21 protein-coding genes are annotated in these 25212 nt (G+C 69.7%); 9 read left to right on the plus strand and 12 right to left on the minus strand.

What is annotated here, in order from left to right; all coding sequences use genetic code 11:
* Nucleotides 1–5: 5 nt before the first annotated feature.
* Nucleotides 6–233: a DUF3136 domain-containing protein gene (locus KBY96_RS11255; protein ID WP_254979479.1), complete on the minus strand. Its 228-nt coding sequence runs from the start codon at nucleotides 231–233 to the stop codon at nucleotides 6–8.
* 191 nt (nucleotides 234–424) lie between these two features.
* On the opposite strand from KBY96_RS11255, the gene pyrC reads away from it, so the two are divergent.
* The 6 genes from pyrC (at nucleotide 425) to KBY96_RS11285 (ending at nucleotide 9898) form a co-directional block, all read left to right on the plus strand.
* A complete protein-coding gene (gene pyrC / locus KBY96_RS11260; protein ID WP_254979480.1) occupies nucleotides 425–1507 on the plus strand; it encodes a dihydroorotase in 1083 nt (360 codons plus the stop codon).
* Nucleotides 1508–1578: 71 nt separating this feature from the next.
* Complete coding sequence (locus KBY96_RS11265; RefSeq protein WP_254979481.1) at nucleotides 1579–3084, plus strand: bifunctional orotidine-5'-phosphate decarboxylase/orotate phosphoribosyltransferase; 1506 nt, start codon at nucleotides 1579–1581, stop codon at nucleotides 3082–3084.
* Nucleotides 3085–3109: 25 nt separating this feature from the next.
* Nucleotides 3110–6292 carry an efflux RND transporter permease subunit gene (locus KBY96_RS11270; protein ID WP_254979482.1) on the plus strand — a complete coding sequence of 1061 codons (3183 nt, stop codon included), beginning with the start codon at nucleotides 3110–3112 and terminating at the stop codon, nucleotides 6290–6292.
* Nucleotides 6293–6352: 60 nt separating this feature from the next.
* A complete protein-coding gene (locus KBY96_RS11275; RefSeq protein ID WP_254979483.1) occupies nucleotides 6353–8113 on the plus strand; it encodes a SulP family inorganic anion transporter in 1761 nt (586 codons plus the stop codon).
* Between the two features lie 181 nt (nucleotides 8114–8294).
* Nucleotides 8295–9311, plus strand: a complete 1017-nt coding sequence (locus KBY96_RS11280; RefSeq protein ID WP_254979484.1) for an efflux RND transporter periplasmic adaptor subunit — start codon at nucleotides 8295–8297, stop codon at nucleotides 9309–9311.
* A complete protein-coding gene (locus tag KBY96_RS11285; RefSeq protein ID WP_254979485.1) occupies nucleotides 9308–9898 on the plus strand; it encodes a GUN4 domain-containing protein in 591 nt (196 codons plus the stop codon). Before KBY96_RS11280 ends, KBY96_RS11285 begins: the two co-directional genes overlap by 4 nt.
* Here the strand turns inward: KBY96_RS11285 and KBY96_RS11290 are convergent.
* From KBY96_RS11290 to KBY96_RS11325, 8 genes are all read right to left on the minus strand, one after another.
* Nucleotides 9846–10127 (minus strand): hypothetical protein, encoded by a 282-nt coding sequence (locus KBY96_RS11290; RefSeq protein ID WP_254979486.1) that lies wholly within the window; start codon nucleotides 10125–10127, stop codon nucleotides 9846–9848. The two genes, KBY96_RS11285 and KBY96_RS11290, sit on opposite strands and share 53 nt — an antisense overlap.
* 2 nt (nucleotides 10128–10129) lie before the next feature.
* On the minus strand, nucleotides 10130–13348 hold the full coding sequence (locus tag KBY96_RS11295; RefSeq protein WP_254979487.1) for an efflux RND transporter permease subunit: 3219 nt from the start codon (nucleotides 13346–13348) through the stop codon (nucleotides 10130–10132).
* Nucleotides 13349–13598: 250 nt separating this feature from the next.
* Nucleotides 13599–14591 carry a hypothetical protein gene (locus tag KBY96_RS11300; protein ID WP_254979488.1) on the minus strand — a complete coding sequence of 331 codons (993 nt, stop codon included), beginning with the start codon at nucleotides 14589–14591 and terminating at the stop codon, nucleotides 13599–13601.
* Complete coding sequence (locus KBY96_RS11305; protein WP_254979489.1) at nucleotides 14588–15088, minus strand: hypothetical protein; 501 nt, start codon at nucleotides 15086–15088, stop codon at nucleotides 14588–14590. Before KBY96_RS11305 ends, KBY96_RS11300 begins: the two co-directional genes overlap by 4 nt.
* A 143-nt stretch (nucleotides 15089–15231) precedes the next feature.
* On the minus strand, nucleotides 15232–15951 hold the full coding sequence (locus KBY96_RS11310) for a potassium channel family protein (protein ID WP_254979490.1): 720 nt from the start codon (nucleotides 15949–15951) through the stop codon (nucleotides 15232–15234).
* A gap of 5 nt (nucleotides 15952–15956) precedes the next feature.
* Complete coding sequence (locus tag KBY96_RS11315) at nucleotides 15957–16727, minus strand: SDR family NAD(P)-dependent oxidoreductase (protein WP_254979491.1); 771 nt, start codon at nucleotides 16725–16727, stop codon at nucleotides 15957–15959.
* Between the two features lie 10 nt (nucleotides 16728–16737).
* Nucleotides 16738–17454 carry an ion channel gene (locus KBY96_RS11320; protein ID WP_254979492.1) on the minus strand — a complete coding sequence of 239 codons (717 nt, stop codon included), beginning with the start codon at nucleotides 17452–17454 and terminating at the stop codon, nucleotides 16738–16740.
* The gene (locus KBY96_RS11325; protein WP_254979493.1) at nucleotides 17451–19043 is read right to left on the minus strand and encodes a bifunctional aminoglycoside phosphotransferase/ATP-binding protein; all 1593 of its coding nucleotides are present in this window, start codon (nucleotides 19041–19043) and stop codon (nucleotides 17451–17453) included. Before KBY96_RS11325 ends, KBY96_RS11320 begins: the two co-directional genes overlap by 4 nt.
* Nucleotides 19044–19160: 117 nt before the next feature.
* On the opposite strand from KBY96_RS11325, the gene KBY96_RS11330 reads away from it, so the two are divergent.
* From KBY96_RS11330 to KBY96_RS11340, 3 genes are read left to right on the plus strand one after another with little or no spacing between them, the layout of a single operon-like run.
* Nucleotides 19161–19679 (plus strand): hypothetical protein, encoded by a 519-nt coding sequence (locus KBY96_RS11330; RefSeq protein WP_254979494.1) that lies wholly within the window; start codon nucleotides 19161–19163, stop codon nucleotides 19677–19679.
* Entirely contained in the window at nucleotides 19676–20563 is an 888-nt protein-coding gene (locus KBY96_RS11335) for a hypothetical protein (protein WP_254979495.1), read from the plus strand. Before KBY96_RS11330 ends, KBY96_RS11335 begins: the two co-directional genes overlap by 4 nt.
* Nucleotides 20564–20587: 24 nt before the next feature.
* On the plus strand, nucleotides 20588–20968 hold the full coding sequence (locus tag KBY96_RS11340) for a hypothetical protein (RefSeq protein WP_254979496.1): 381 nt from the start codon (nucleotides 20588–20590) through the stop codon (nucleotides 20966–20968).
* 31 nt (nucleotides 20969–20999) lie between these two features.
* Here KBY96_RS11340 and bchL read toward each other — a convergent pair whose 3' ends face one another.
* From bchL to KBY96_RS11355, 3 genes are all read right to left on the minus strand, one after another.
* Nucleotides 21000–21908, minus strand: coding sequence for a ferredoxin:protochlorophyllide reductase (ATP-dependent) iron-sulfur ATP-binding protein (gene bchL, locus KBY96_RS11345; RefSeq protein ID WP_254979497.1), 909 nt, complete (start codon nucleotides 21906–21908; stop codon nucleotides 21000–21002).
* Nucleotides 21909–22131: 223 nt separating this feature from the next.
* Nucleotides 22132–23766 carry a ferredoxin:protochlorophyllide reductase (ATP-dependent) subunit B gene (locus KBY96_RS11350; protein ID WP_254979498.1) on the minus strand — a complete coding sequence of 545 codons (1635 nt, stop codon included), beginning with the start codon at nucleotides 23764–23766 and terminating at the stop codon, nucleotides 22132–22134.
* Between the two features lie 22 nt (nucleotides 23767–23788).
* Nucleotides 23789–25069, minus strand: coding sequence for a ferredoxin:protochlorophyllide reductase (ATP-dependent) subunit N (locus KBY96_RS11355; RefSeq protein ID WP_254979499.1), 1281 nt, complete (start codon nucleotides 25067–25069; stop codon nucleotides 23789–23791).
* Nucleotides 25070–25212: the final 143 nt, after the last annotated feature.

The raw sequence follows: 25212 nt of genomic DNA on the forward strand, positions 1-25212 counted from the left end.
GGAGTTCAGGCGGCCGGCTGCTCGATTTCGCGCTTGAGCAGCACGTAGAGGTAATCGGGCGACTTATAGCGGGTGGGCAGACATTTCTGCAGCAAACTCAGACGCTCCCAGCACACCGTGCGCTGAATGGCTTCAAAACTGCGGCCATTGCGGATCAAGAGGCGGAGGGCCTTGCAGTAGGTGGGGTAGCTCGCCTCCAGTTCCCCGATCGTGAGCTTGGCAGCAGCACCCATGGGCCTTCAGCGGATTGTCCAGATCAACCATAGGAACCCACCTCTCGGGCCCCGGTGCCGGCGATCACCTGCGGCCGGTTGGCTTCATGAATCCTTACGTGGCGGCGCTGATCCCGCATCTGCCAGGGTGGATCCTGTGCGCAACAGGGGGCCAGACCCCGGCACGGCGATGACACCGCAAACACACGGCGATGACAGCCCCAGATTTTCCTCGGCGGCTCACGTTGCGCCAACCCGACGACTGGCATGTGCACCTGCGCGATGGGGCCATGCTCCAGGCCGTGGCCGGGGCCACAGCGGCTCAGTTTGCCCGGGCGATCGTGATGCCCAACCTGAAACCGCCGGTCACCAGCGTGGCCGCCGCCACGGCCTACCGGCGGCGCATCCGTGAGGCCCTGAGCGACGGCTGCCCCTTCCAGCCGCTGATGACCGCCTACCTCACCGACACGATCGAGCCGGCTGAGGTGGAGCGTGGCTTTGCCGAGCAGGTGTGGGTGGCCTGCAAGCTCTATCCCGCCGGCGCCACCACAAACTCGGCGGCGGGGGTGAGCGCCATCGAGGCGATCACGCCGGTGCTGGCGGTGATGGAGCTGATCGGCATGCCGCTGCTGATCCACGGGGAGGTGGTGGATCCAGCCGTGGACATCTTCGATCGCGAGGCGGTGTTCATCGAGCGGGAGCTGGCGCCGCTGCTGCAGCGCCACCCCGGCCTGAAGGTGGTGCTGGAGCACATCACCACCGCCGACGCCGTGGATTTCGTGCGCAGCGGCCCGCCCAACCTGGCGGCCACCATCACCCCCCACCACCTGCACATCAACCGCAACGCCATGTTCGCCGGCGGGCTGCGGCCCGACTTCTACTGCCTGCCGGTGGCCAAGCGGGAGCTGCACCGCCTGGCCCTGCGCGCTGCGGCCACCTCCGGCAACCCGAAGTTCTTCCTCGGCACCGACAGTGCCCCCCACGGCCGTGGCGCCAAGGAGTCGGACTGCGGTTGCGCCGGCATCTTCAACGCCCCCTTCGCGATCGAGAGCTACGCGGCGGCGTTCGAGCAGGAGCAGGCCCTCGAGCGCCTGGAGGGGTTTGCCAGCGAGCATGGCCCGCGCTTCTACGGCCTGCCGCTCAACAGCGGCACGATCACCCTGGAACGGCAGCCCGTTGCGGTGCCCCAGCGGCTGCACCGCAACGACGCCGCCGGCACCGCCGTGGACCTGGTGCCCTTCCACGCCGGCGAAACCCTGCCCTGGCGGCTGGCCACCACGGCGGCAGGCACGTGATTACGAGGTATGTCGGGCCCTCGCCCGGCTCCGGCGCCGTGCCCTAACAACGCTCCAGGCATCCCTTGGCCATGGGCTTTTTCGTCCAGCTCACCGAGGCCATGGCCGATCGCCAGTCGCTGCTGGTGACCGGCCTCGACCCCAACCCCGAGATGCTGCAGAGCTGGGCGGCGCGCCGCGGCATGGCCAACCGCTCCTTTCTCAGTCAGGCGCGGCACTGGATCAAGGCGGTGATCGAGGCCACCGCTCCGCACGTGTGCGCCTATAAGCCCAGCCTCGGCTTCTACCAGGCCCTGGGGCCGGTGGGGCTGGAGCTGCTGCTGGAGGTGCGCGAGCTGGTGCCGCCCGATCTGCCCCTGATCATCGACAGCAAGCACGGCGATCTCAACTCCTCCTCCGCGCTCGCCCACTACCTGTTCCGGGAGCTGGCCGCCGACGCGGTGAGCCTCTCGCCGCTGCCGGGCCAGGACATCGCCGCCCCGTTCCTGCTCTATCCGGGCAAGGCGGTGGTGATGACCTGCCACAGCTCCAACCAGACGGCCCGCGTCATCCAGCACTTTCCCAGCGAGGACGACCCCCTGTTTCTGCGCATCGTGCGCGAAACCCTGCTCTGGGGCACCCAGGAGCAGCTGCTGCTGGAGGTGGGCACCAGCGACCCACAGATCCTGGCGCGGGTGCGGCAGGTGGCCCCGGAGCGCTTCCTGATCCTGCGCAGCCTCTGGGGTGAGGAGGAAAAGCTCGAGGCCATGCTGCAGGCGGGTTTCACAAGCTCCGGCGACGGTTTGCTGCTGCCCCTGCCTCAGAACCTGCTGGTGGAAGACGACATGGCCCAGCGCGCCGTGGCGCTGAAGGCGCAGATCAACGGGATCCGCGATCGCTGGCTGGAGCGCCGGCAGGGAAGCGCCAGCTGCGATCTCTGGCTGGCGGGCAACCCCGCCGAACCGGCTGGGACATCGGGAGCGCCGCCACCGGATCCGCTGGAGGCGCTGATCCTTGATCTGTTCGACATCGGCTGCCTGCTGTTCGGCGAGTACGTGCAGGCCTCCGGGGCGGTGTTCAACTATTACGTGGATCTGCGCCAGATCATCTCCGATCCCAACCTCTTCCACCGGGTGTTGGATGCCTACGCGGGCTGCATGGGCGAACTGGCCTTCGATCGCATCGCCGGCATCCCCTACGGCTCCCTGCCCACCGCCACGGGTCTTTCGCTGCTCCTGCACAAGCCGCTGATCTATCCCCGCAAGGAGGTGAAGGCCCATGGCGCCAGGCGGCTGATCGAGGGGGATTTCGAGGAGGGCGATCTGGTGGTGGTGGTGGACGACATCCTGATCACCGGTGGCAGCGTGCTGGAGGGCATCGCCAAGCTGGAGAGCTCCGGCCTGGTGGTGCACGACGTGGTGGTGTTCCTCGACCACGGCGGCGACCACGACCGCCATGCCCGCGAGCGCCTGGCGGCGGCCGGCTACCGCTGCCATGCCGTGCTCGACATCGAGCGCATCACCCGGGTGCTGCACGGCGCCGGGCGGCTCAGCGACGCGCAGGCCGCCACCCTGCGTCCCGGCCTGGCACTGGGCTAGAAACCCGCCAGTCGCCGGCCCTCCTGTGGAGCCCACACCCAGGGGGTCGATCTCCGATCCGTTTCTGCGCCGGCCGGTGCTCACCGTGGTGCTGGCCCTGCTGGTGCTGCTGGCCGGAGTGGTGAGCCTGCCGGGCCTGCAGATCGAGAACCTGCCGGAGATCGCCCCGGGGCGGGTGTCGGTGAGCGCCAGCTACCCCGGGGCTGGCCCCGAGGTGGTGGAGCAGGGGGTCACATCCCTGCTGGAGAAGCAGCTCAACGGCCTCGAGGGGCTCGATCAGATCCGCTCCACCAGCTCCAACTCCAGCAGCAGCATCACCCTCAGCTTCGAGGGTGGCAATCCGGAGATCAACCAGATCAACACCCAGAACGAGGCCGCCGTGGTGCAGCCGCGGCTGCCGGGGCCGGTGTCGCGCTTCGGGGTGCGGGTGCGGCGCAGCTCCGACGACCTGTTGATGGTGCTGAGCTTCAGCGCCGAGCGCGATCGCTACGACGACGTGTTCCTGAGCGGCTGGGTGGAGCAGGTGGTGATCGACCGTCTGCAGCGGGTGAGCGGGGTGGGGGAGGCACGGCTGTTCGGCGGCAGCACGCTGGCCTTCCGGCTCTGGCTGGATCCCCAGCGCCTCAATCTGGCGAACCTCACGATCGCCGATGTGAGCAGGGCCCTGCAGGAGCAGAACGTGCTGGCGGCCCTGGGCCAGGTGGGTGAGGCCCCGGCTCCCGCCGACCAGATGCTCACCCTGCCCCTGCGCATGGAGGGGCGCCTGCGCACGGTGGCGGAGTTCGAGGATCTGGTGGTGGCCCGTGGACCGGGCGGTGGCGTGATCCGACTGGCCGATGTGGGCCGGGTGACCCTGGGCAGCGAGGACTACGGCTCGATCGCCACCAACCTCGACGGGCGCTCCACCGTGGCGATGGGGATCTTCCAGCGCGACGGCAGCAATGCCCTGGAGGTGAGCCGGGGCATCAGCGACGCCCTCGATGAGCTCGGCGGCCAGATCCCTCCCGGAGTGGACCTCCAGGTGATCATCGACGAGGCCGAAACGGTGCGCCAGAGCATCGATCGCACCCTGGCGGGCCTGCGCGACGCGGTGCTGCTGGTGTTCTTCGCGCTGCTGCTGGGTCTGGGCAACAGCCGCCTGGCCCTGATCTCGGCGCTGGCGGTGCCGGTGGCGCTGGTGGGATCGCTCACGGTGCTGCGCCTCAGCGGCAGCTCGATCAACACCCTCACCCTGTTCGGCATGGTGCTGGCCACCGGCCTGGTGGTGGACGACGCCATCGTGGTGAGCGAGGACATCGGCCGGCGGCTGGAGCGGGGCCATGCCCCGCTGGCGGCGGCGCGGGAGGCGATGGCGGAGCTGGGCGGCGCCGTGATCGCCACCTCCCTGGTGCTGGTGGCGGTGTTTCTGCCGGTGCTCACCCTGCAGGGCAGCACCGGGCGGCTCTACGCCCCGATCGGCCTGACGATCGGCGCCACGATCTTCTTTTCCACCATCAACGCCCTCACCTTCACGCCGGTGGCCGCCAGCCGGCTGCTGAATGCCGACCAGCGCGAGCCCCGCTGGTTGCTGCGCCTGATCGATCCCCCCCGCCGGGCCCTGGAGGCCCTGGAGGGCCCCTACGACCGCTGGCTCACCCGGGCCCTGGCCTGGCGCCGCCGGGTGGTGGCCGTGCTGCTGGTGGGCTTGCTGCTCACGGCCTGGGCCTACCAGCAGCGCCCCAAGGCGTTCATCCCCCAGGAGGACGGCAGCCAGCTGCGCGGCCTGGTGGTGCTGCCCGACGGCATGGCCCTGGCCCGCACCCAGGCGGTGATGGAGCGGGTGCGGGAGCTGGTGCGGCAGGAGCCAGCGGTGAGTTCCGGCAACTTCTACGCCGGCCGCTCCTTCGGCGACAGCGCCCCCAGCCGGGGCATCTTCTTCCTGCGCCTGCTGCCGATCGGCGAACGGCCGCCGGGGGAGCACACCCCCGCGGCGATCGCCGGCCGCCTCAACCGCGAGCTGTCCAGTGCCATCGACGATGGCCAGGTGGTGGTGATCGAGGCCCCCAGCGTGCGCGGCTTCGGTAGTGAGGGGGGGATCGAGTTTGATCTGCTCGACACCAGCGGCGGCCGCCTCAGCCTCAGCGCCTTCCAGGAGGCCGTGCAGACCTTCATTGCCGCCGCCCAGGCCACCGGCGACTTCGAGCGGGTGACCACCCGCTTCAGCGCCGACGCCCCGCTGCTGCAGCTGGAACCCGACCGCCTGCAGCTGGCGTCTTTGGGGGTGGATCTCAGCGCGGTGGTGGATGTGCTGGGGTCGAGCTTCGGCAGTGAGTATGTGAATGACAGCTTCGAGGGCGACCGCATCCGCCGGGTGATCGTGCAGCTCGAAGGCACGAATCGCCGCGATCCCGCCGACGTGCTGGCCCTGCGGGTGCGCAACCGCGAAGGCCGGCTGATTCCGCTCTCCCAGCTGGTGCGCGTGCGCGAAGACACCGGCCCCACCGCGATCACCCGCACGCGGCTGGTGCGCTCGATCGCGGTGCGGGCCCAGCCCAGGGCTGGGGTGAGCACTGGCCAGGGGATGGAGCGGCTGCAGCAGGTGCGCCGCGAGCTCGGCAGCCAGCTCACGGACCTGGAGTGGGCGGGCCTGGCGCGGGAGGAAGCCCGCTCCGGCGGCGCCAACGAACGGGTGTTCCTGCTGGCGGTGGTGGTGATGGTGCTGGTGCTGGCCGCCCTCTACGAGAACGTCCTCGATCCCATGATCATCCTGATCACGGTGCCGCTGGGGCTGCTGGGAGGCATCGCCGGGCTGGCCCTGCGCGATCTGCCCCTGGATGTGTACGGCCGCATGGGCCTGCTGGTGCTGATCAGCCTGGCCGCCAAGAACGGCATCCTGATCGTGGAATTCGCCAACCAGCGCCTGGCGGCCGGCATGGCCCTGGAGCCGGCGATCCACGGCGCCGCCGTGGCCCGGCTGCGGCCGATCCTGCTCACGGCGATCTCCTCGCTGGCCGGTTTCCTGCCGCTGGTGTTCGCCGAAGGGGTGGGGGCGGTAAGCCGCCGCAGCATCGGCACCGTGGTGTTCTCCGGCCTGCTGATGGCCACGGTGCTCAGCCTGTTCGTGGTGCCGGTGGTCTACCGGATCGTCAAGGGCTGGGAGCTGCGCTGGGGTGAGCGGCGTCGCCATGGCTCCGTGGACGCGCCGTCTGCGGCTTCTCAGCACCCTTAGGCCACGCTATGGATCGCGGCAGCGACAGACCAGGCCGCAGTTCTGTGAGGAGTTGATCGCGTGACCGCAGCGGACACCAGGCCACCGCAGACGGGCAGTAACGCCTCTGGCTTGCTCGGCCGGCTGCTGCCGGGCCTGGAGCGGCTGCTCCACTACCGCATCGGCTGGCTGCGCAGTGATCTGCTGGCCGGCATCACGGTGGCGGCCTACCTGGTGCCCCAGTGCATGGCCTACGGCGAGCTGGCGGGGTTGGAGCCGATCCAGGGCCTCTGGGCAATCCTGCCGCCGCTCTTGCTCTATGCCGTGCTGGGCTCCTCGCCACAGCTCTCGGTGGGCCCGGAGTCCACCACCGCCGTGATGACGGCCGCGGCGGTGGGGCCCCTGGCCGGGGGCGACGCCGCCGGTTATGCGCTGCTCGCCAGCACCCTGGCGCTGCTGGTGGGCCTGGTGTGCTGCCTGGGGGCCTGGCTGCGGCTCGGATTTCTGGCTGATCTGCTCTCCAAGCCGATCCTGGTGGGGTACATGGCCGGTGTGGCGGTGATCATGATCACCGGCCAGATCAGCAGGATCAGCGGTGTGCCGCTGGCGGCCGAATCCCTGGCGGGCCAGCTGCTGGAACTGATGCGCCACCAGGGTGAGATCCATCCACCCACGGTGCTGCTGGCGGCGGGGGTGCTGGGGTTCCTCTTCTGGGTGCAGCGCCGCTTTCCGCAGGCACCCGGCCCGCTGCTGGTGGTGCTGCTGGCCAGCTCCGTGGTGGGGGTGTTCCATCTCGACCGTGCCGGGGTGGCCGTCATCGGCCCCATCCCGGCGGGTCTGCCTTCGCTGGCCGTTCCGGGCGGCATCACCACCAGCAACCTCACCTATCTGCTCTCCACCGCGGTGGGCATCGCCCTGGTGGGCTATTCGGACAACGTGCTCACGGCCCGCGCCTTCGCCGCCCGTGGCGGCTACCGCATCGATGCCAACCAGGAGCTGCTGGCGCTGGGAACGGTGAATCTGGGCAACGGCCTGTTCCAGGGGTTCCCGGTGAGCAGCAGCGGCAGCCGCACGGCGATCGGCGATTCCCTCGGCAGCCGCTCCCAGCTGTTCTCACTGGTGGCCTTCGCGGTGGTGATCACCGTGCTGCTGTTCCTCAGACCCCTGCTGGCCCTGTTCCCCAAGCCGGCCCTGGGGGCGATCGTGATCTACGCGGCCCTGCGCCTGATCGACGTGGCGGAGTTCCGCCGGCTGCGGCAGTTCAAGCGCAGCGAATTCCGCCTGGCACTGATCACCCTGTTCGGGGTGCTGGCCACCGACCTCCTGATCGGGGTGGGTCTGGCGGTGGCGCTGTCGATGCTGGATCTGCTCGCCCGCCTGATGCGCCCCCACGATGCGGTGCTGGGTTCGGCTCCGAACCTTGCCGGCCTGCACGACGTGAACGACTGGAAGGGCGCCACCACCGTGCCGGGGCTCGTGATCTACCGCTACGACGCGCCGCTGTGCTTCGCCAACGCCGAGAACTTCCGGCGGCGGGCCCTCGAGGCGATCGCTGCGGAGGAGACGCCTGTGGAGTGGTTCGTGCTCAACGCCGAGGCGATTGCGGAGGTCGACATCACGGCCGCTGATGCACTGCGGGACTTCGCCGAGGAGCTCCAGAGGTGCCACATCACCTTCGCCATGGCGCGCGTGAAGCAGGACCTGTACGGGCTGCTGGAGCGGGCCGGCATCGTCGAGCGCCTGGGGCCGGAGCGGTTCTTCCCGACCCTGCCCAGTGCCCTCGCCGCCTTCAACGCCCGCAGCCAGAACCGCCCTGCATCGCTTTCTATCGGTGATGCGTAAGGGATCTCCTCTGCTCGGCTGCGCCGGGGAGAATGAACTGATCTGCCAGCTGCTGCTCTTGCCCGTTTCCGTCTCCAGGTGGCAGCCCTCCAGGTGTGCGGCTCACCCCGTCGGGCGTTCTGCCTGGAGGAGCTCGCTGCTGCTCGGCCTGGCCGTCGCGGCTGGGGGCTGCGCCGCCCCGGTGAGCACACCCCTTCCCAAGCCCCTGGCCGTGGCGGCTGAGCCGGTGGCTTCCCAACCCTTTCCGGAGGAGATCACCACCATCAGCACCCTGGAGGCGCCCGAGGAGGTGAACCTGGCCGCCCAGGCGGGCGGGCGCATCGAGAGCCTGCGCGTGCGGCAGGGCGATGCGGTGCGCGCAGGCCAGCTCCTGGTGGTGCTCGACCAGACCCAGCTGCGCGAGGAGGTGAAGGCCCTGGAAAGCCAGCGCAACGAGAGCCGGCTGAACTTCCAGCGCTTCGATTTTCTGGCCAAGCAGGGGGCCGCCAGCCCCATCCAACGCGATGCCCTGCGCCAGAACTTCGTGGCGGCCGAGGCGGCCCTGAAGGCCAAGCAGGCGGATCTGGCCTACAAGGACCTGCGGGCGCCGATCGATGGTGTGGTGAGCGACGTGGCCGTGAAGCCCGGCGACGTGATCCGCGCCGGCACCCCGTTCACCACCATCCAGCGAACGGAACGGCTGCTGGCACGGATCGACGTGCCCTCGCGCTACGGGCAGCGGGTGCGTCCCGGCCAGCCCGTGCTGGTGAATGTGCCCGGCGGCAACGGCGATGTGGAGGGCCGGGTGGTGTCGATCGATCCCCGCGTCAACAACGCCACCCAGTCTTTCCTGGCCAAGGCCGAGCTGGACAACGCCGGTGGAAGGTTCCGCAACGGAGAGCGGGTGCGCACGCGCCTGGTGATCGATACGGTGCCCCGGCTGGCCGTTCCCGCCCTGGCGGTGACACGCACCAGCGGCCAGACGTTCGTGTTCGTGGTGGGGAGTCTCCAGGATCTCGAGGCCCAGCCGGGCAATGTGCCGCTGGAGCCGCTGCGGGCGCTGCCGCCCGACAGCCGCTTCGCGCTGAAGGTGCCGGTGAGCCTCGGACCGCTGCAAGACAACCGCTACCCGGTGGTGCAGGGCCTGCAGGCCGGCCAGTCGGTGATCGTGAGCAACCTGTTCAGCCTGCGCCACGGCACACCGGTGACCGCGTCATGAGCGATCCCGACCAGCGCCTGCTGCAGCTCGAGCAGCGGGTGACGGAGCTGGAGGCTGAACTTCGCCAGCTCCAGGGAACCCTGACCCTGGTGGGTGACGTGCAGCGCTACTCCCGCCTGCGGGACCTGCTCGCGGCAGGCGATCTGGATGCGGCCGATCGGGAGACCGCCCGGCTGATCGTCGACCAGCTGGCGGACCGGGATGGGGACGTGAGTCCTGAGGCCCTGGAGCGCAGTTCGGCGGCGATGCTGGAGATCATCGACGGGCTCTGGAGCGCCAGCAGCCATGGGCGGCAGGGATTCGCCGTGCAGCAGCAGCTCTACCGGGAGCTGGGCGGCAGCCGCACCAGCCTGATCGCCCAGGACTCGGCCCTGTTCGAGCGCTTCACCCGGACGGTGGGCTGGCCCACCCAGGCGGGCGTGGGATTTGCCTTGTCCGAGGAGCTCAGCGTGCCGGTGGTGGCGGCCCTCGATGACCAGGGCCTGCCGCCGCCGGGACACCTGCCCCTGCGCTGCTGGTCCAGCGACTACGGCCTCAAGGCGGCGAACCTGCTGATGGCCCGCCTGATCGAGGTGTTCGCCGCCTGAGGCGGCGGCGCTGGGCCTGGGCGATGGTGGCGAAGCCGGCCCCCACCAGCGCCCCGATCCCGGCCCCCACGCGGGGATAGGCCCGGTAGAGGCGCTGGTAGGGGAGGCTGCGGAAACGCTCCCGGCCGGCGGGATCCTGGGCCAGCGGCTCGATCGAGCGGCCCAGCCCGGCCCCGAGCACGGCCCCGATCACGGCGGCGAACAGACGCTGGCGGTTGGCCCGGTTCATGCTCAGGCCGGCTCCACGCTGCTGTCGATCGGCTCGGGGTCGCTGAGGTAGCGAAGCTCCAACCCCTTGATGATGACGTAGATCACCGGGGCCACCCCCAGGCTCAGCACCGTGGCCACCAGGTAGCCGCCGAAGCTCACGGTGCCGATCGACCAGCGGCTGATCGCACCGGCGCCGGAGGCGGTCATCAGGGGGATGTAGCCCACCAGGCCTGAGGCGGCCGTCATCACGATCGGCTGGAAGCGCACCTTGGCGGCATTGATGGCCGCCTGGGCCAGGCCCATGCCCAGGGTGCGGAATTCGTTGGCCTGCTCCACGATCAGGATGGCGTTCTTGGCGGCCATGCCGATCAGCATCAGCAGGCCCACCTGGGCAAAGATGTCGTTGCTGATCACCGGCCAGAAGCCGCCGGCCTGGAGCAGATTGGCCCGGCCCCAGATCGCCACCATCGCCCCGAGGGTGGCCAGGGGCACGGTGAGCAGGATGATCATCGGGTCGATGTAGCTGCTGTACTGGGCGGACATCACCAGGAACACCAGCACGAAGGCCAGGGCGAAGATCGCCACGGTGGCGCCGCCGGCCGTCCGCTCCTCCAGGGAGAGGCCGGCCCACTCGTAGCCGAAGCCGGGGTCGAGGGTTTCGGCGGCCAGTTCCTCCATGGCGGCGAGGGCCTGGCCGGAGCTGTAGCCGGGGGCGGGCACACCCTGGATCTTGATCGACTCGTAGACGTTGAAGGCCGTGATCGCGGGTGGGGCGATGAAGGGCTCGGTGCGGATCAGGCTCTGCAGCTGCACCAGATCACCGCTGCGGGAGCGCACGAAGAAGGCGCCGATGTCGCCTGGCTGCCGGCGCTCCTCGGCCTCGGCCTGCACATACACGCGGTACTGATCGGCACCGAGGATGAAATCGTTCACGTAGGCGCCACCGAGATAGGCCGCCAGGGTGCCGAAGGCCTCCTGCACGTCCACATCCAGCGCCTTCGCCAGATCGCGATCCAGGGTGATCGACATCTGCTCGGTGGCCGGCGTGAAGGTGGTGGTCACCCGGCCCAGCTCAGGGCGCTCCACGGAGGCCGCGATCAGGGCCTGGGCGTTGTCGATCAGCACATCCATCGGCTGGCCGGCGCGGTTCTGGAGATGGAACTCGAAGCCGCCGGTGGCCCCCACCCCGTCCACCGGCGGGATGTTGGCGGCAAAGGCCAGGGAGCCGCTCACCTCGGCGCGCAGCCTGCCGTTGATCGACTGCAGCAGGCTGAACACCGATTGGTCGGCCTCGCTGCGCTGATCCCAGGGTTTCAGGCGGATGAAGAACAGATACTTGTTGTAGGCATTGCCCTCCAGGCCGAAGCCGGCAGCCCCCAGGAAACTCTCGATGTCGGGGTAATCCTTGAGGATCTCCGTCACCTGCTCCACCTGGCGCTGGGTGTAGGGCAGCGCCACGGTGGGTGGGGCCTCCCCCTGGATGATCATCAGGCCCTGGTCCTCATCGGGGATGAATCCCGTGGGCACGATCGTGAGCATCAGGTAGGTGGCCACCAGGCCGGCCACGAAGATGGCGAACACCAGGTAGCGCATCCGCACCAGCAGCTCGATCGTGCGGCCATACCAGCTCTCCAGGCCGCCGAAGATGCGGTTGAAGCCCCGGAACAGCCAGCCCAGCCCGACATTGAGAACCCTCTGCACCGCATCGGGTTTCGCACCCTCCGGTCGCAGGAACAGGGCGCTGAGGGTGGGGGAGAAGGTGAGGGCGTTGAAGGTGGAGAACACGATCGCCGCCGCCAGGGTGACGGCGAACTGGCGGTAGACGATGCCGGTGGTGCCGGGGAAGAAGGACACCGGGATGAACACCGCCAGCTGCACCAGTGCGGCCGTGATCGTGGGCGAGGCCAGCTCGTTCATCGAATCCAGCGCGGCCTGCAGGGGTTTCATTCCCTGCCCGAGCTTGGCCTTGATCGACTGCACGATCACCACGGCGTCATCGGTCACCGTGCCGATCGCCAGGATGATGCCGAACATGGTGAGCTGGTTGATGCTGAAGCCGAGGCCCAGCACCACCGCCATCGCCCCCACCATGGCCACCGGCATCGCCAGGGCCGGCACGATGGTGGAGCGCCAGTCCTGCAGAAACAGCAGGATGGTGAGCACGGCCATGATGATGGCATCGCGCAGGTTGCCGGTCACATCCGCCAGGGAGGTGGTGACGAACAGGGTGGAGTCGTAGGGAATCTCGTAGCGCACACCGGGAGGAAAGGTCTGCGACAATTCCCCGATCCTGTCCTTCACCCGGTTGCCCGTGTCGAGGGCATTGGCACCGGGCAGCTGATACACGAACAGGGAGGTCGAGGGGCGGCCGCTCTGGCTGGTGTCGACGTCGTAGTTCTCTGCCCCCAGCTCCACCCGTCCCACATCGCTCACCTTCACCAGGGTGCCGTCGTCGCCCACCTTGAGCACCAGGTTCTCAGCGTCGGCCACATCACGGAAGCGGCTCTGGGCCACCAGGGGGACGGCCACCTCCTGCCCCGGTGTGCTGGGCTCCTGGCCGAGGCGGCCGGCCCCGGCCTGGATGTTCTGATCCAGCAGGGCCCGCTGCACGTCCATCGGCGTCAGCCCGGCGCTGGCCAGCCGGGCCGGATCCAGCCAGATGCGCAGGGCGAAGCGGCGCTCGCCGATGATCTTCACGTCGCCCACGCCAGGCACGCGCCGGATCTCGTCGATCAGGTTCTGGTCGACGAAGTTGCTGAGGAACAGCTGGTCGTAGAGGGGCTGGCCGTCGGCGCCGGTGTCGGCATAGAAGCCGTAGGCCACCAGGATGCTCGGTGAGGCGGCCTTCACGGTCACCCCCGTCTGTTTCACCACCTCCGGCAGGGTGGGCTCGGCCTGGGCGACCCGGTTCTGAACATTGACCTGGGCGATGTTGCGATCAACGTCCACCGGGAAGAAGACGTTGATGTTGCTGATGCCATCCGAGGAGGTGTTGGAGGCGATGTATTTCATGTCCTCCACTCCGTTGATCTCCTTCTCCAGCGCCCGCGTGGTGGTGTCGAAGGTGGTGCGGGCGTCGGCGCCGATGTTGGTGGCGGTGACCTGGATCTGGGTGGGGGCCAGCTGGGGAAGTTTCTCCAGCGGCAGCAGCGGGATCGCAACCCCACCGATCAGCAGGATCACCAGCGAGCACACCGTGGTGAGCACCGGATTGCGGATGAAGCGATCGGAAACGCTCAAGGCAACCCGGCGCGCTGGTGTTCGAGACTAGGAACCACTTAGCGTGGGCCTGCTTCGGTGTCGCCGAATGAAAGATTGCCGGCGACAGCATGGTTGGCCAGAGCGATGAGCAACGGCCCAGACAGCAACAGCCCGGACTTCAACAGTCCAGATAGCAGCAGCCCAGACCTCAACAGCCTGGACTGCAGATCCTCGATGCCCGGATCACACCATCAGGCGGTCGGGCCCGGATCGACCTGATGGGCTGGGTTCAATCCCCATAGGCCACCACACAGGCCGCGTTGAGCAACTCAGCTTCCGAGGCCGTGCGGGGTGTCTGTCCGTCGAGGGTTCCCTGCTGACAGTCCGCCCTCATCTCCACCGTGCCGGTGTCGGTATTCACCACGAAGGTCACCCCCTGGCTGCCGGCAGGTTCGACGCTCGGGTAGTACAGCTCATAGCTGGTGTTGGGAACGGCGATGTAGGTGACCTGATCGGAGATGGCGTCATCCACCGCGGCGTCGATGATCGCGGCGGTGGTGAGGGCGGTGACGCCCCAGGCCGCGGCGCTGGCACCCCACCAGTTCCAGGGGGGAGAACTCCAGCCGCCATACCAGCCGTAGTTCCATGGGCGGGCATAGCCCCAGCCCGGCCGGGCCCAGCCCGACCAGTAGTTGTCCCAGCGGTTGTCGGAGCGGTCGCGCCGCACGTCCGTGCGGTCCGACACGCGGTCGCTGCGCTGGTCCTGGCGGTTCGTGCTGCGGTCGGTGCGGTTGTCCTGGCGGATGTCGGTGCGGTCGGTGCGTTCCCCCTGGCGATCGCCGCGCTGGTCCGTGCGCTGGCCCTGCCGGTCCCCGGCCCCGTCCTGGCGGCCCTGCTGGCGGGTCGTGGTGGTCTGGCTGCGCTGCGGTTGCCGGGTCCCGCTTGCGGCGGGCTTGGGCTTGCTGCCGCTGCTGAAGCCGCCGGCGGGTTTGCTGCTGCCCCGGAAGGAGCTGCCGCCGTTGCTGTAGTTGCCGAAGCCGGTGCGACCGGAGGAACTGCGGCTGCCGCCACTGCTGCGGCCGTAGCTGCGGCCACCGCCACCGCCACCGCCGCCACGACCGCCACCGCCGCCACGACCACCGCCACCACGGGCGAGCAGCGACACTTCAGAGACGGCGGGGGCCTCGGCCGCGAGACCTGATGCGGCCAGCAGCGGCAGCGGCTGGAGGCCCAGGGAGAGGCTCAACCCCACCACGGTGCCCAGACGGAGAACGCGGTTCATCGGTTGATGGCCTCCAACAGGCGGGTGCAGCCGTCGTCGAAGCAGGCGATCTCGGTGCGGCCGTTGCTGCCGAAGCTCAGGCCCATCCGGTCACGACCGGCCAGGGCCGGCCCCCCTTCCTCGCGCACGCTGTTGAGGTAGTTGGGGTTGACCACGCAGAAGGCGCGGTCGTTGAAGCAGAGCTCGTTGGTGGAGAAGCGGATCGTGGCGTTGCGCACCGGCCCCCAGCTGTTGGTGGTGGGGTTGAGGGCCTCGATCCGCACATAGGGCTCATCGAACACCCGGTACACGAGGGTGCGGTCGCCCACCCGGTGCCGGTATTCGGTGGAGTCGCCCACCTCCACGGCCTCCACCACGCAGGGCACGGGGGCCATGCGCTGGATGCTGCAGGTGGTGTTGAGGGAGTAGAGGGTCTGCGCGCCGGCGGCCCTGGGGAGGGCCACGGCACCAAGCGAGATGGCAGAGCCGAGCAGCGCCAGCAAGCGGAGCGAAATCATGGCGTTGAGAAGGGAAAACCCGGCGGTGCGTTCAGGAGCCGTTCCTTCACTCTGTGCATCACCTATGCACCAGCGCGGGCCCGCTCACTGGACGGTCATCTTTCATCACAGCCAGCCCTGCGGCTGACCGGGGCCGGGTGGCTTCAGTCGCCGCCGGTCTCGTCGTCATCGCTGCCGCGCATGCTGAACCGCCCGATCAGCACCCCCAGCACGATGGCCAGGTAGCTGTTGCCGGCCACTGCCAGGGCAATGCTCAGCATCTGGGCCGCAGGCGTGATCGGCAGGATGTCGCCGTAGCCGGTGGTGGTGAGCGAGACGAAGGCGAAGTAGTTCAGCTTCACGAAGTCGAGCCTCCACACCGGATCCAGACCGTCAGGCCCGTGCGTGGTGAGGTCGACGCCGGTGAAACTGCCGGGCGCCACGGTCTCCACGGCCGCGCTGAGGATGCCGCCGGAGAGACCCAGCATCAGGTAGCCCGCCAGGGCGCCGCTCAGCACGGCCTGATCGACGCTGCGCTCCTCGTTCAGCTGGCGGATCAGGCGCTGGGTGCTCCAGAGGCTGAACAGGGCCCAGAGCACCACCACCGGTACCCCGGTATCGCGCAACTCCAGCGGAGTGAGCAGCCAGAGCCCGCCCACGGCCAGGGTGGCGATGCCCGTGCCCCGGTACAGCCGCCGGTGGAGGGTGCCCCGGCGGCTCCGCTCGCCGCCGCCCCCCAGGGCCCTCAGCATCACCACCCCCAGGGCCAGGTAGCCGGGGGAGGCCATCTGGTTCCAGGGATCGGGCAGGATGAAGATGGCGAGCAACGCCACGCAGGCGCCCAGCAGCAGTCGGTAGTGGTGCTGGCGCGCACGGCTGGCCATCGCCTTCAGGTCTCCAGCTGGCAGTTCACGTTGAACTCGAACGGCACCGCCGCCGCCGGCAGCGAGAGCAGATGGCTGACGCTGGCGGCCAGGTCCTCCGGCTGGGTCATGGCCTGGCTGGGGATCGCCGTGACGGCGGCGGCCATGTCGGTGTTCACCCAGCTGGGGCAGATCGCCGTGACGCGGATGCCGTCCTCCCAGCCCTCGTTGCGCATCGCCTGGCAGAGGGCCAGCAGGGCGAACTTGCTGACGCCGTAGGCGGCCAGCCGCCCCTTCACCCGCTTGCCGCTCATCGACACCAGCGTCAGCACGCGCCCGTCGCCACTGGCCGCCAGCAGGGGCCACACCGCCCGGCTGAGCCGCCAGGGGCCCATCAGGTTCACATCCAGCACCCGGGCGATCTCCGCCTCCTCGCCGGCGGCGAAGCGCAGGCCCACCCGCGAGAACACCCCGGCGCAGTGCACCAGCGCATCGATGCCGCCCCAGCGGGCCACGGTGGCGTCCACCCAGGCCCTCGGACCGCGGGGATCGGCGTCGCCGGCGCCTGCTTCGTAGGGATGGATGAGCAGGCGCTCCGGTGGCTGCCGGCACAGTGCCGCCGCGCCGGTCTCGGCCTGCAGGCCCGCCGGATCGCGCACCCCCGCGCTCACCCGGTGGCCCTCGGCCAGCAGGCGCCCGGCGATGGCGCGGCCGATGCCGCGGCTGGCGCCGCTCACCAGCACCGTTCGCGGGCTCGGGGCGTCGGCGGGTTCAGGCTTGCCTGGAGTGGCGCTCATGGGGCGGTGCTCATGGGGTTGCGGGGCCGGCCCGCACGATCGCCCTGGCTGGGTAGCGGTGCACCAGGTGAATCGGGCGCTCCAGGGTGGCATCCATGCCGCTGAAGCTCACCAGCAGTTCGCCCCCGCCCGCCGCAGGATCGCGGTCATGGCCCGCCAGCGGACCGCCGTCCTCAAGGGGATGCAGCAGGCGCAGGTCGTCGAGCATGGGCAGGCCGTCGGGGGTGAGCAGGGGCAGCGGCCGCAGCTGCCGGTCCCCATCGTGGGGCTGCCAGAACACGCGCACGCGCACATCAAAGAGGGTGTTGGGGCGGCTGTTGTGCAGCCGGATCACCAGGCACTCGCGGCCCTCCTGCGCCTCGATCCGGGCCTGCTCGGCGAACTCCACGCTCTGCGGGGTGCGGGCGAAGCGGGCGAAGGCCAGGCCGGTGATCAGGGCCACAAGGATCAGGCCGGTGATCGCCTCGCCGGTGGTCACCAGGTGCACCCAGAGGCTGTCGGGGTAGAGGGAGCCGTAGCCGATCGTGGCCAGCGTCTCCACCGAGAGGAAAAAGGCCCGCAGGGACACAGGCAGATCGTCGCTGCCACCGATGCCGGCGGGATCGAGCAGGTAGAGGCCGGCGAACAGCAGGTTGATCAGCAGGTACAGCCCCGTGACCAGCGCCAGGAAGCGCCACCAGCTCAGCTCCACCAGCAGCAGATAGGGCTGGCGCCAGCGGTCGCTCATGGCTGCTCCGGCTGCCGCAGGGCCCGGCGCCAGCGCCGGCGCACCGCCGCCGCCGTGGCCGCCACCGCGCTCTGGGGGCCCACGTCGATCGCCTGCTGCCGCTCGTCGGAGTCGAGGGGTTCATCCCAGCCGATCTGGCGCTCCAGCACCGTCAGATCAGCGTCGGAGGGGTCGTGGCCGCGGCGCTGGCGCTGCTCGATGCGCTCCCGCAGCAGCGCCTCCGGGGCGCTGAACTCCAGGATCAGCAGCGGCACCCCAGCGCGGGCCGCCACCACCGCCATGGCGGCGCGATCGCCGCGGCGCAGGAAGCAGGCATCCACGATCACCGCAAAACCGGCTGCCAGCACCTGCGCGGCCAGCTCCGGCAGCCGCCGGCCGAACAGCGCCTCGCTCACCTGCCGGCCATAGAGATCGCCCTGGCGTAAAGGGCCGGCCGGGACGCCCCAGAGCCCGAACATCCGCTTGCGCTCCACATCGGAGCGCAGGCGGATGGCCCCCAGCTCGGCCGCCAGCGGGCCGGTGTGGTGTGATTTGCCGCTGCCGGAGAGCCCGTGGCAGATCAGCACCGCCTGGGGGGCCGGCGTGATGCTGGCCTCGGCCAGGTCCAGGTAGGCCGCCACCGGTCCATCGGCGCTGCCGTCGCCGCTGAGGGCTGCCACCTTGGCGCGCACCAGGGCCCGGTAGCTCTGATACCAGCGCCACAGGGCCAGGCCGCCGTGGTCGCCGCTGAGGTCCAGCCAGTGGTTGAGCAGCCGGGCCCCCAGAGCCGGATGGCCGCGCTGCTGCAGATCCATCACCAGGAAGGCCAGGTCGCTGATCACGTCGATCCAGCGCAGGGCGGGGCTGAACTCGAGGCAGTCGAACACCTCGATGCGCCCGTTTCGCAGCAGCATGTTGCCCAGGTGCAGATCACCGTGGCACTCGCGTACCCGCCCCTGCTCCAGGCGGTGCACCAGCAGCGGCTCCAGCTCGGCGAAGGCGGCCCGGTTCCAGCCCGCCAAGCACTCGATGCGGGCCTGCAGCTCGGCGGCCGCTCGCTGCCGCAGGCAGGCCACATTGGCCTCCACCGGCTCAAGTACCGCAGCCGGGGTGCCGTAGGGGCCGGCGGCGGGGGCAACGGCCGCGGAGGCGTGGAAGCGGGCCAGGGTGTCCGCCAGGGCCTCGATCTGCTCGCCCCCCACCTCCTCCCGCGCCAGGGCGGCCGGCAGCAGGGCCTCCTGGGGAAACTGGCGCATCCGCACGGCCACCTCCAGCGGCGCAGTCCGCAGGATCTCCCCGTCGCTGGTGTTCTCCGCCAGCTCCTGCAGCCGGGGTCCCCGTTCGGTCTGCACCACGGCCGCCAGACCCAGGTAGAGGTCGCTCACCAGGCGCCGGTTGAGGCGCAGCTCCTCGCGGCAGTCGTGCAGGCGCAGCGCCAGGGTGGTGAAGTTCACGAAGCCCAGATCCACGGGCTTGCGGATCTTGTAGGCCACCGGGCCGGTGAGCAGCACCCAGGAGATGTGGGTCTCGAGCACCGCGATGGTCTCCACCGGATGGCCGTAGGCCTGGGGACGGCGCAGGGCCTCGATCAGGGCGGAGCCCTCGCTCACCTGCTCCCTCCCGGCCTGGGTGGAATCGTGGCAGATCCGCAACGATCCGATCTGCAACGATCCGCGGGCCGCGGGCCGGGACTGGGCTATTCAAGTTCAGCCAATCACGGTGCTGCCATGGGGCGGATCGTTCGCTGGGGGCTCGGCCTCCTGCTGGCGGCGGGGGTGCTGCTCGCCGGCCTGCTGCTGTTGCCGATCGGGGAGTGGTTGCCGGGGGGCACGGTGGGCGATGTGCCCAGCGCCCAGGTGGTGAACGGCACCGCCTTCAACGCCCTGTTCCCGGAGGCCGGCCCGGGCGAGCAGCTGGTGTACACCCAGGAGAAGCGGGGCTTCAGTGAGGCCCGCCTCAAGCAGGGCGACAGCACCCTGGCCCTGCTAGCCATCTCCGACACCACCACCGCCCCCGAGGCCCGCGAGAAGTTCGCTGCCAGCAGCGAGCGCATCCAGGGCTGGCCGCTGGTGGAGCAGGGCCCCCAGGCCAGCGCCCTGCTGGTGGCTGAGCGCTTTCAGGTGAAGGTGATCGGCCAGGGGGCGGGGCTGGATCCGGCCCAGCGCCATGAGCTGCTGGACGCCTTCGACCTGTCGGGTCTGGCGGATCTGCAGGCGCCGGCCCTGCCTGCCAAGGGGGCCCGATGAGCGCCACGGTTCTCGAGCGCCTCGAGCGCCTGCCTCGCCGCAACCTCACCGTGCTGGCCCTCAAGGGCATCGGCACCCTGGTGCCGGGGGGCTGGCAGAACATCACCTCCGCCGACGCCCTGATTGCCGAGGTGATGGGCAGTGAGGATCCGGCCCTGATCGCCCAGGTGCGGGCCCGGGCCGATGTGCTCAGCCGCGCCCGCCACGAGGGCTATGGGCGGGCCCTGAGCCTCTACGACGCCGTGAACCGCTCCCAGCGGGCCGGCGGCGGCCTGCGTCTGCTGGCCAACGTGGGCGGCGCTGTGCCGCTGCTGCGGCGGGTGGCCGATCTCACCCCCACCAGCGACACGCTGCAGGCGGCCGATCTGGGCCTCAAGGTGGCCGCCGAGCTGTTGGCCTTCACCCAGGTGAACGGCCTGCCCGGTGACAGCTTCGGCGACTTCGCCGCCGCCCTGGCGGACTACGGCAGCGAGGCCCGGGTGCGGATGGCGGCGCTGGTGTGCTTCGACGCCCTGCTGCCCCTGGGCGATCAGGCCCTGGCACGGCTCGACGAGCTGCTCGGGATGGTGGCGCAGAAGGACCTGCGCCAGCTGCCGGCCTACGCCGGCATGGCGTCGCTGATCCCTGGCCGGGGTGAGGCGGCCCACCTGAGCTTCATCCGCCGCGGAGTGGACACCTGGCTGGGCTGGGCCGGCGGCCTGGTGAGCGGTCTCGGGCTCAGTGGCCAGAAGGCGGTGCAGGCCCTGGAAACCACCCTCGGCCCCTGGCAGGGGCGCTTCGATCAGATGGCCACCTTCCTCGACGTCTTCACCGACACCTATCGCCATACCGGCACCCAGGCCGTGGCCCGTAGGTTGGTGCAGCGGGCGGCCGCTGAGATCTGAGTTCTGGACCCCTGCCCCCAGCCGATGTCGATGCCATCCCTCAGCCTGCGCGCCAAGGTCTCCGTGGTCGCCGTGCTGCTGGCATTTGTGGGCGTGTTCGCGCTCGCCTGGCAGCTGCGGCGCCAGCACCAGCAGCGCGCGCTGGCGGTCTGCCGCGAGCTGCGCAGCGAGATCAGCGACCTCAAAACCAACACCTTCGACCCGCGCCTCGAGGAGATGCGCACCATGCGCCTCAACCCCTCCCAGGCCGAAACCCTGCGCAACGCCGACCCCGACGCCTACGCCCGCTTTGCCGCCACCTACGGCCAGCTGGTGGAACAGGTGGCCCAGGCGGCGGACCGGCTGGGCGAGAAGGTGGACCTGTTCCAGAGCAAGGGCTGTGTGGATCTGGGGCCGGCCTCCTGAGGGGGCGGCAGTGAGGGGGCGGTGGCGACAGTCAGTCGAAGCCCAGCAGGTCGAAGATCTCCCTGTCCTTGAGCGATTCGGCTTCCAGGGGCTTCACGTCGTCCAGCATCGCCTGGGCCAGTTTGAGGTATTCGTTCTGCACCGCCTCCACTTCGGGCGTGGGCTCCATCTCGAAGATGGTGCATTTCTTCAGCCGTGAGCGCCGGATGGCATCCACCGTGGGGAAGTGGGCCATGGTCTTCATGCCCACCCGTTCGTTGAAACGGTCGATCTGATCGGTGTCTTCCGAGCGGTTGGCCACCACGCCGCCGAGGCGCACCTTGTAGTTCTTTGCCTTGGCCTGGATCGCGGCGATGATGCGGTTCATCGCGAAGATCGAGTCGAAGTCGTTGGCGGTGACGATCAGGCAATAGTCGGCGTGCTGCAGCGGGGCCGCGAAGCCGCCGCACACCACATCCCCCAGCACATCGAAGATCACCACGTCGGTGTCCTCGAGCAGGTGGTGTTCCTTGAGCAGCTTCACCGTCTGGCCGGTGACATAGCCGCCGCAGCCGGTGCCGGCCGGTGGGCCTCCGGACTCCACGCACATCACGCCGTTGTAGCCCTCGAACACGAAGTCTTCCGGCCGCAGCTCCTCGGTGTGGAAATCGACGGTTTCGAGGATGTCGATCACCGTGGGCACCATCTGCTTGGTGAGCGTGAAGGTGCTGTCGTGCTTGGGATCACAGCCGATCTGCAGCACCCGCTTGCCCAGCTTGGAGAAGGCCGCCGAGAGGTTGGAGCTGGTGGTGGATTTGCCGATGCCGCCCTTGCCGTACACGGCGATCACCAGGGCCCCTTCCTCGATCTGCAAGGAGGCGTCCTGGTGCACCTGCACACTGCCCTCTCCGTCCTCGCTGTGGCTGCCGATGGAAGCGGGGGGCTGAAGGGTGGTGGTCATGGTTGCAGACAGTGCAGAAAGAGTGCAGAAAGAGTGCAGAAAGAGCGCAGAAAGAGCGCAGAACCAGCCGCTGATCCAGCGACGGGTCCCGGCTGCGTGGGTCCATCCAAGGCCCCGCCATCACCGCTTGCAGGGGGGTGGTGCAATCCGAAACAACGCCGCGTTTGAGGTTGTCAAACCCCCACAAGTGGGGTGAGCAGAATCACTCATTCACAGCGGTGGCTCAGCGGCTGAAATGCACCTTGGCCTCGTAGAGGGTTTCGCCGTCGATGCTCACCAGCCCCCGCTCGCGGGCGAAGGCCTCGGTGTTGCGCCGCACCTTGCTGCGCACGAAGAAGGGAATGCGGGAGAGTTCCGCCTCGCCATCGGCCGTCCAGCGCAGTTCGCCGTTACCGGGGGTGGTGGCCGGCTCGGCAGCCGGTTCGTCGACAGAGGTGGCTGGGGGAGCGCCGGATCGGGCGCCGGATGGGGCGGCCTCGGCGAGGTGGCTGCGATGGCCCTCCACGAATTCGAAGTCGTGGCGGAACATGCCGATCAGGTGCTCCTCCAGCCCCATCATCAGCGGGTGCACCCAGGTATCGAAGATCACGTTGGCCCCCTCCCAGCCCATCTGGGGGGAGTAGCGGGCCGGCACGTCCTGCACGTGCAGCGGTGAACTGATCACGGCGCAGGGGAGGCCCAGCCGCTTGGCGCTGTGGCGCTCCATCTGGGTGCCCAGCACCAGCTCCGGCGCCGCCTCCGCCATCGCTGCCTCCACCGCCAGGTAGTCGTCGCTGATCAGGGCCTCAAGGCCCAGCTCGGCCGCCGCCGCCCGCACCTCGCGGGCCTGCTCGCGGCTGTAGCTCCCCAGCCCCACCACCTGGAATCCCAGCTCGCGGCTGGCGATGCGGGCGGCGGCCACGGCATGGGTGGCGTCACCGAAGATGAACACCCGTTTGCCGGTGAGGTAGGTGGAATCCACCGAGCGGGAATACCAGGGCAGCCGCGACCGCCGTTCGGCCTCACACACCCCATCGGCGCCGGCCACGAGCTCGGCCGGCAGCTCCATGGCCAGCACCCCGTGCAGCTCGCGCAGGAAGGCGGCGGTGGCGCCGATGCCGATCGGCACCGTTCTCACCGTGGGCATCCCGAAGCTGCGCTCCAGCCAGCTGCACACCGGCCCCGCCACTTCGGGATAGAGGCACACGTTGGCATCGGCGCTGGGGAGGCGCAGCAGGTCGGCGGGGCGGGCCCCCAGGGGTGCCACCACGGTCACGTCGATGCCGTGGTCGGCCAGCAGCGCCGTGATCTCGCGCGCGTCGTCGCGGCAGCGGAAGCCCAGCAGCGAGGGGCCCAGCAGGTTCACCCGCGGACGGCGGCCCTCGTCGCGCCAGCGGCTGGGATCCGGCTTTGGGCTTCCCGGTGCGGGCACCTGCCCTTTGAGCAGGCCGCGCACCAGCTGGTAGAGGGTTTCGGCCGCTCCCCAGTTCTCCTTCTTGGAGTAGGCGGGCAGATCCAGGCTCACCACCGGCACGCCGCCCAGATCCATGCCGCTGGCCAGGGCGCCGGGCTGGTCCTGGATCAGCTCGGCGGTGCAGCTCTCACCCACCAGCAACGCCTCGGGCGCAAAGCGCTCCACCGCCTCGGCGATCGTGCGCGTGACCAGTTGGGCGGTGTCGCCGCCCAGATCGCGGGCCTGGAAGGTGGTGTAGGTGACCGGCGGCCGCCGGTCACGGCGCTCGATCATCGTGAACAGCAGGTCGGCGTAGGTGTCGCCCTGGGGGGCATGCAGTACGTAGTGCACCCCCTCCATCGAGGTGGCGATGCGCATGGCGCCCACGTGGGGCGGGCCTTCGTAGGTCCAGAGGGTGAGTTCCATGGGGGGTATTCAGGGGTGGTGTTCAGGCGAAGGTGAGGGCGGCGCGGCGGCGCAGGGAACGGGCGAACAGCTCGGCCAGATCACCGGCCTGGTCGCAGCCGTGGATCGGGCTGAACACCAGTTCGATCGACCACTTGGTGGCGATGCCCTCGGCTTCCAGGGGATTGGCCAGGCCCAGGCCGCACACCACCAGGTCCGGGCGTGAGGCGCGCACCCGTTCCAGCTGGTTGTCCAGGTGCTGGCCCTCGCTCAGCTGGGTGCCGGCCGGCAACAGCGCCAGCTCCTCGGCCATCAGCCGGCGATCCAGGTAGGGGGTGCCCACCTCCACCAGCTCCATGCCGCACTCGCGGCTCAGGAAGCGGGCCAGGGGGATCTCCAGCTGGGAATCCGGCAGCAGGAACAGCCGTTTGCCCGCCAACACCTCCCGGTGTGGCGCCACCGCCTGCCGGCCGCGCTCCACCAGCGGATCGAGCACGGCGGCGATCTGGGCCGGGGCGATACCGAAGGCGTGGGCCGCAGCCGCCATCCAGGCCCGGCTGCCCTCCACGCCGATGGGATAGGGGGCGGCGATCAGCTCGGCACCCCGGTCCACCAGCGCCCGGGCCGTGGCGGAGAGGAACGGCTGGGCCAGCAGCACCCGGGTGCCGGCACCCACCGGCGGCAGCTCGGTGGAGCGCCGCGGCGGCAGGCTGCGCACCGTTGGGATGCCCAGGCGCTCGAACAAGGTGATCAGCCGTTCTTCAACCCCATCAGCGAGGGTGCCCACCAGCAACAGCTGGTCGGCCTGCGCGGGGTCGCCGGCGGGCGGCATCAGCGGCACCATCGCCAGCAGGGCGCCGTCTTCCCCCTGGGTGAAGGTGGTTTCGATGCCGCTGCCGGAGTAGTTGAGCACCCGCACGCGGCCGGCGTGCTGCTGCTGCAGGCGCTCGGCCGCCTTGGCCAGATCCAGCTTGATCACCTCGCTGGGGCAGCTGCCCACCAGAAACAGGGTGCGGATCTCGGGTCGCCGTTCCAGCAGCTTGGCCACCAGCCGGTCGAGCTCCTCGTTGGCGTCGGCCAGGCCGGCGAGGTCGCGCTCCCCCAGGATGGCCGTGCCGAAGCGCGGTTCGGCGAAGATCATCACCCCGGCGGCGCTCTGGATCAGGTGCGCACAGGTGCGCGAGCCCACCACCAGAAAGAAGGCGTCAGGCATGCGCCGGTGCAGCCACACGATCGAGGTGAGCCCGCAGAACACCTCCCGCTGGCCGCTTTCCTTGAGCACCGGGACGCCGGGGTGGGGGGAGGAGGTGAGGGTGGCGGACATCCGCGCGTGCCTTGCAGGAGTGTGGATGGTTAAGGCTTAGAGAATCCGGCCCCGTTGGGGATGACAACAGCAGGAAAAGTTTGGGATCAGGTGGAAGGCCACCCCGTTGGGATCAGGTGGAAGGCCACCCCGGCGTCGATCTC

This window comes from Cyanobium sp. ATX 6A2, assembly GCF_024346355.1.
Classification (GTDB): Bacteria; Cyanobacteriota; Cyanobacteriia; order PCC-6307; family Cyanobiaceae; genus NIES-981.

Coding starts and splice junctions, on each gene's coding strand:
- KBY96_RS11255 (WP_254979479.1), bottom strand. CDS start 233: ATGGGTGCTGCTGCCAAGCTCACGATCGGGGAACTGGAGGCGAGCTAC.
- pyrC (WP_254979480.1), top strand. CDS start 425: ATGACAGCCCCAGATTTTCCTCGGCGGCTCACGTTGCGCCAACCCGAC.
- KBY96_RS11265 (WP_254979481.1), top strand. CDS start 1,579: ATGGGCTTTTTCGTCCAGCTCACCGAGGCCATGGCCGATCGCCAGTCG.
- KBY96_RS11285 (WP_254979485.1), top strand. CDS start 9,308: ATGAGCGATCCCGACCAGCGCCTGCTGCAGCTCGAGCAGCGGGTGACG.
- KBY96_RS11290 (WP_254979486.1), bottom strand. CDS start 10,127: ATGAACCGGGCCAACCGCCAGCGTCTGTTCGCCGCCGTGATCGGGGCC.
- KBY96_RS11300 (WP_254979488.1), bottom strand. CDS start 14,591: ATGAACCGCGTTCTCCGTCTGGGCACCGTGGTGGGGTTGAGCCTCTCC.
- KBY96_RS11305 (WP_254979489.1), bottom strand. CDS start 15,088: ATGATTTCGCTCCGCTTGCTGGCGCTGCTCGGCTCTGCCATCTCGCTT.
- KBY96_RS11310 (WP_254979490.1), bottom strand. CDS start 15,951: ATGGCCAGCCGTGCGCGCCAGCACCACTACCGACTGCTGCTGGGCGCC.
- KBY96_RS11315 (WP_254979491.1), bottom strand. CDS start 16,727: ATGAGCGCCACTCCAGGCAAGCCTGAACCCGCCGACGCCCCGAGCCCG.
- KBY96_RS11320 (WP_254979492.1), bottom strand. CDS start 17,454: ATGAGCGACCGCTGGCGCCAGCCCTATCTGCTGCTGGTGGAGCTGAGC.
- KBY96_RS11330 (WP_254979494.1), top strand. CDS start 19,161: ATGGGGCGGATCGTTCGCTGGGGGCTCGGCCTCCTGCTGGCGGCGGGG.
- KBY96_RS11335 (WP_254979495.1), top strand. CDS start 19,676: ATGAGCGCCACGGTTCTCGAGCGCCTCGAGCGCCTGCCTCGCCGCAAC.
- KBY96_RS11340 (WP_254979496.1), top strand. CDS start 20,588: ATGTCGATGCCATCCCTCAGCCTGCGCGCCAAGGTCTCCGTGGTCGCC.
- bchL (WP_254979497.1), bottom strand. CDS start 21,908: ATGACCACCACCCTTCAGCCCCCCGCTTCCATCGGCAGCCACAGCGAG.
- KBY96_RS11350 (WP_254979498.1), bottom strand. CDS start 23,766: ATGGAACTCACCCTCTGGACCTACGAAGGCCCGCCCCACGTGGGCGCC.
- KBY96_RS11355 (WP_254979499.1), bottom strand. CDS start 25,069: ATGTCCGCCACCCTCACCTCCTCCCCCCACCCCGGCGTCCCGGTGCTC.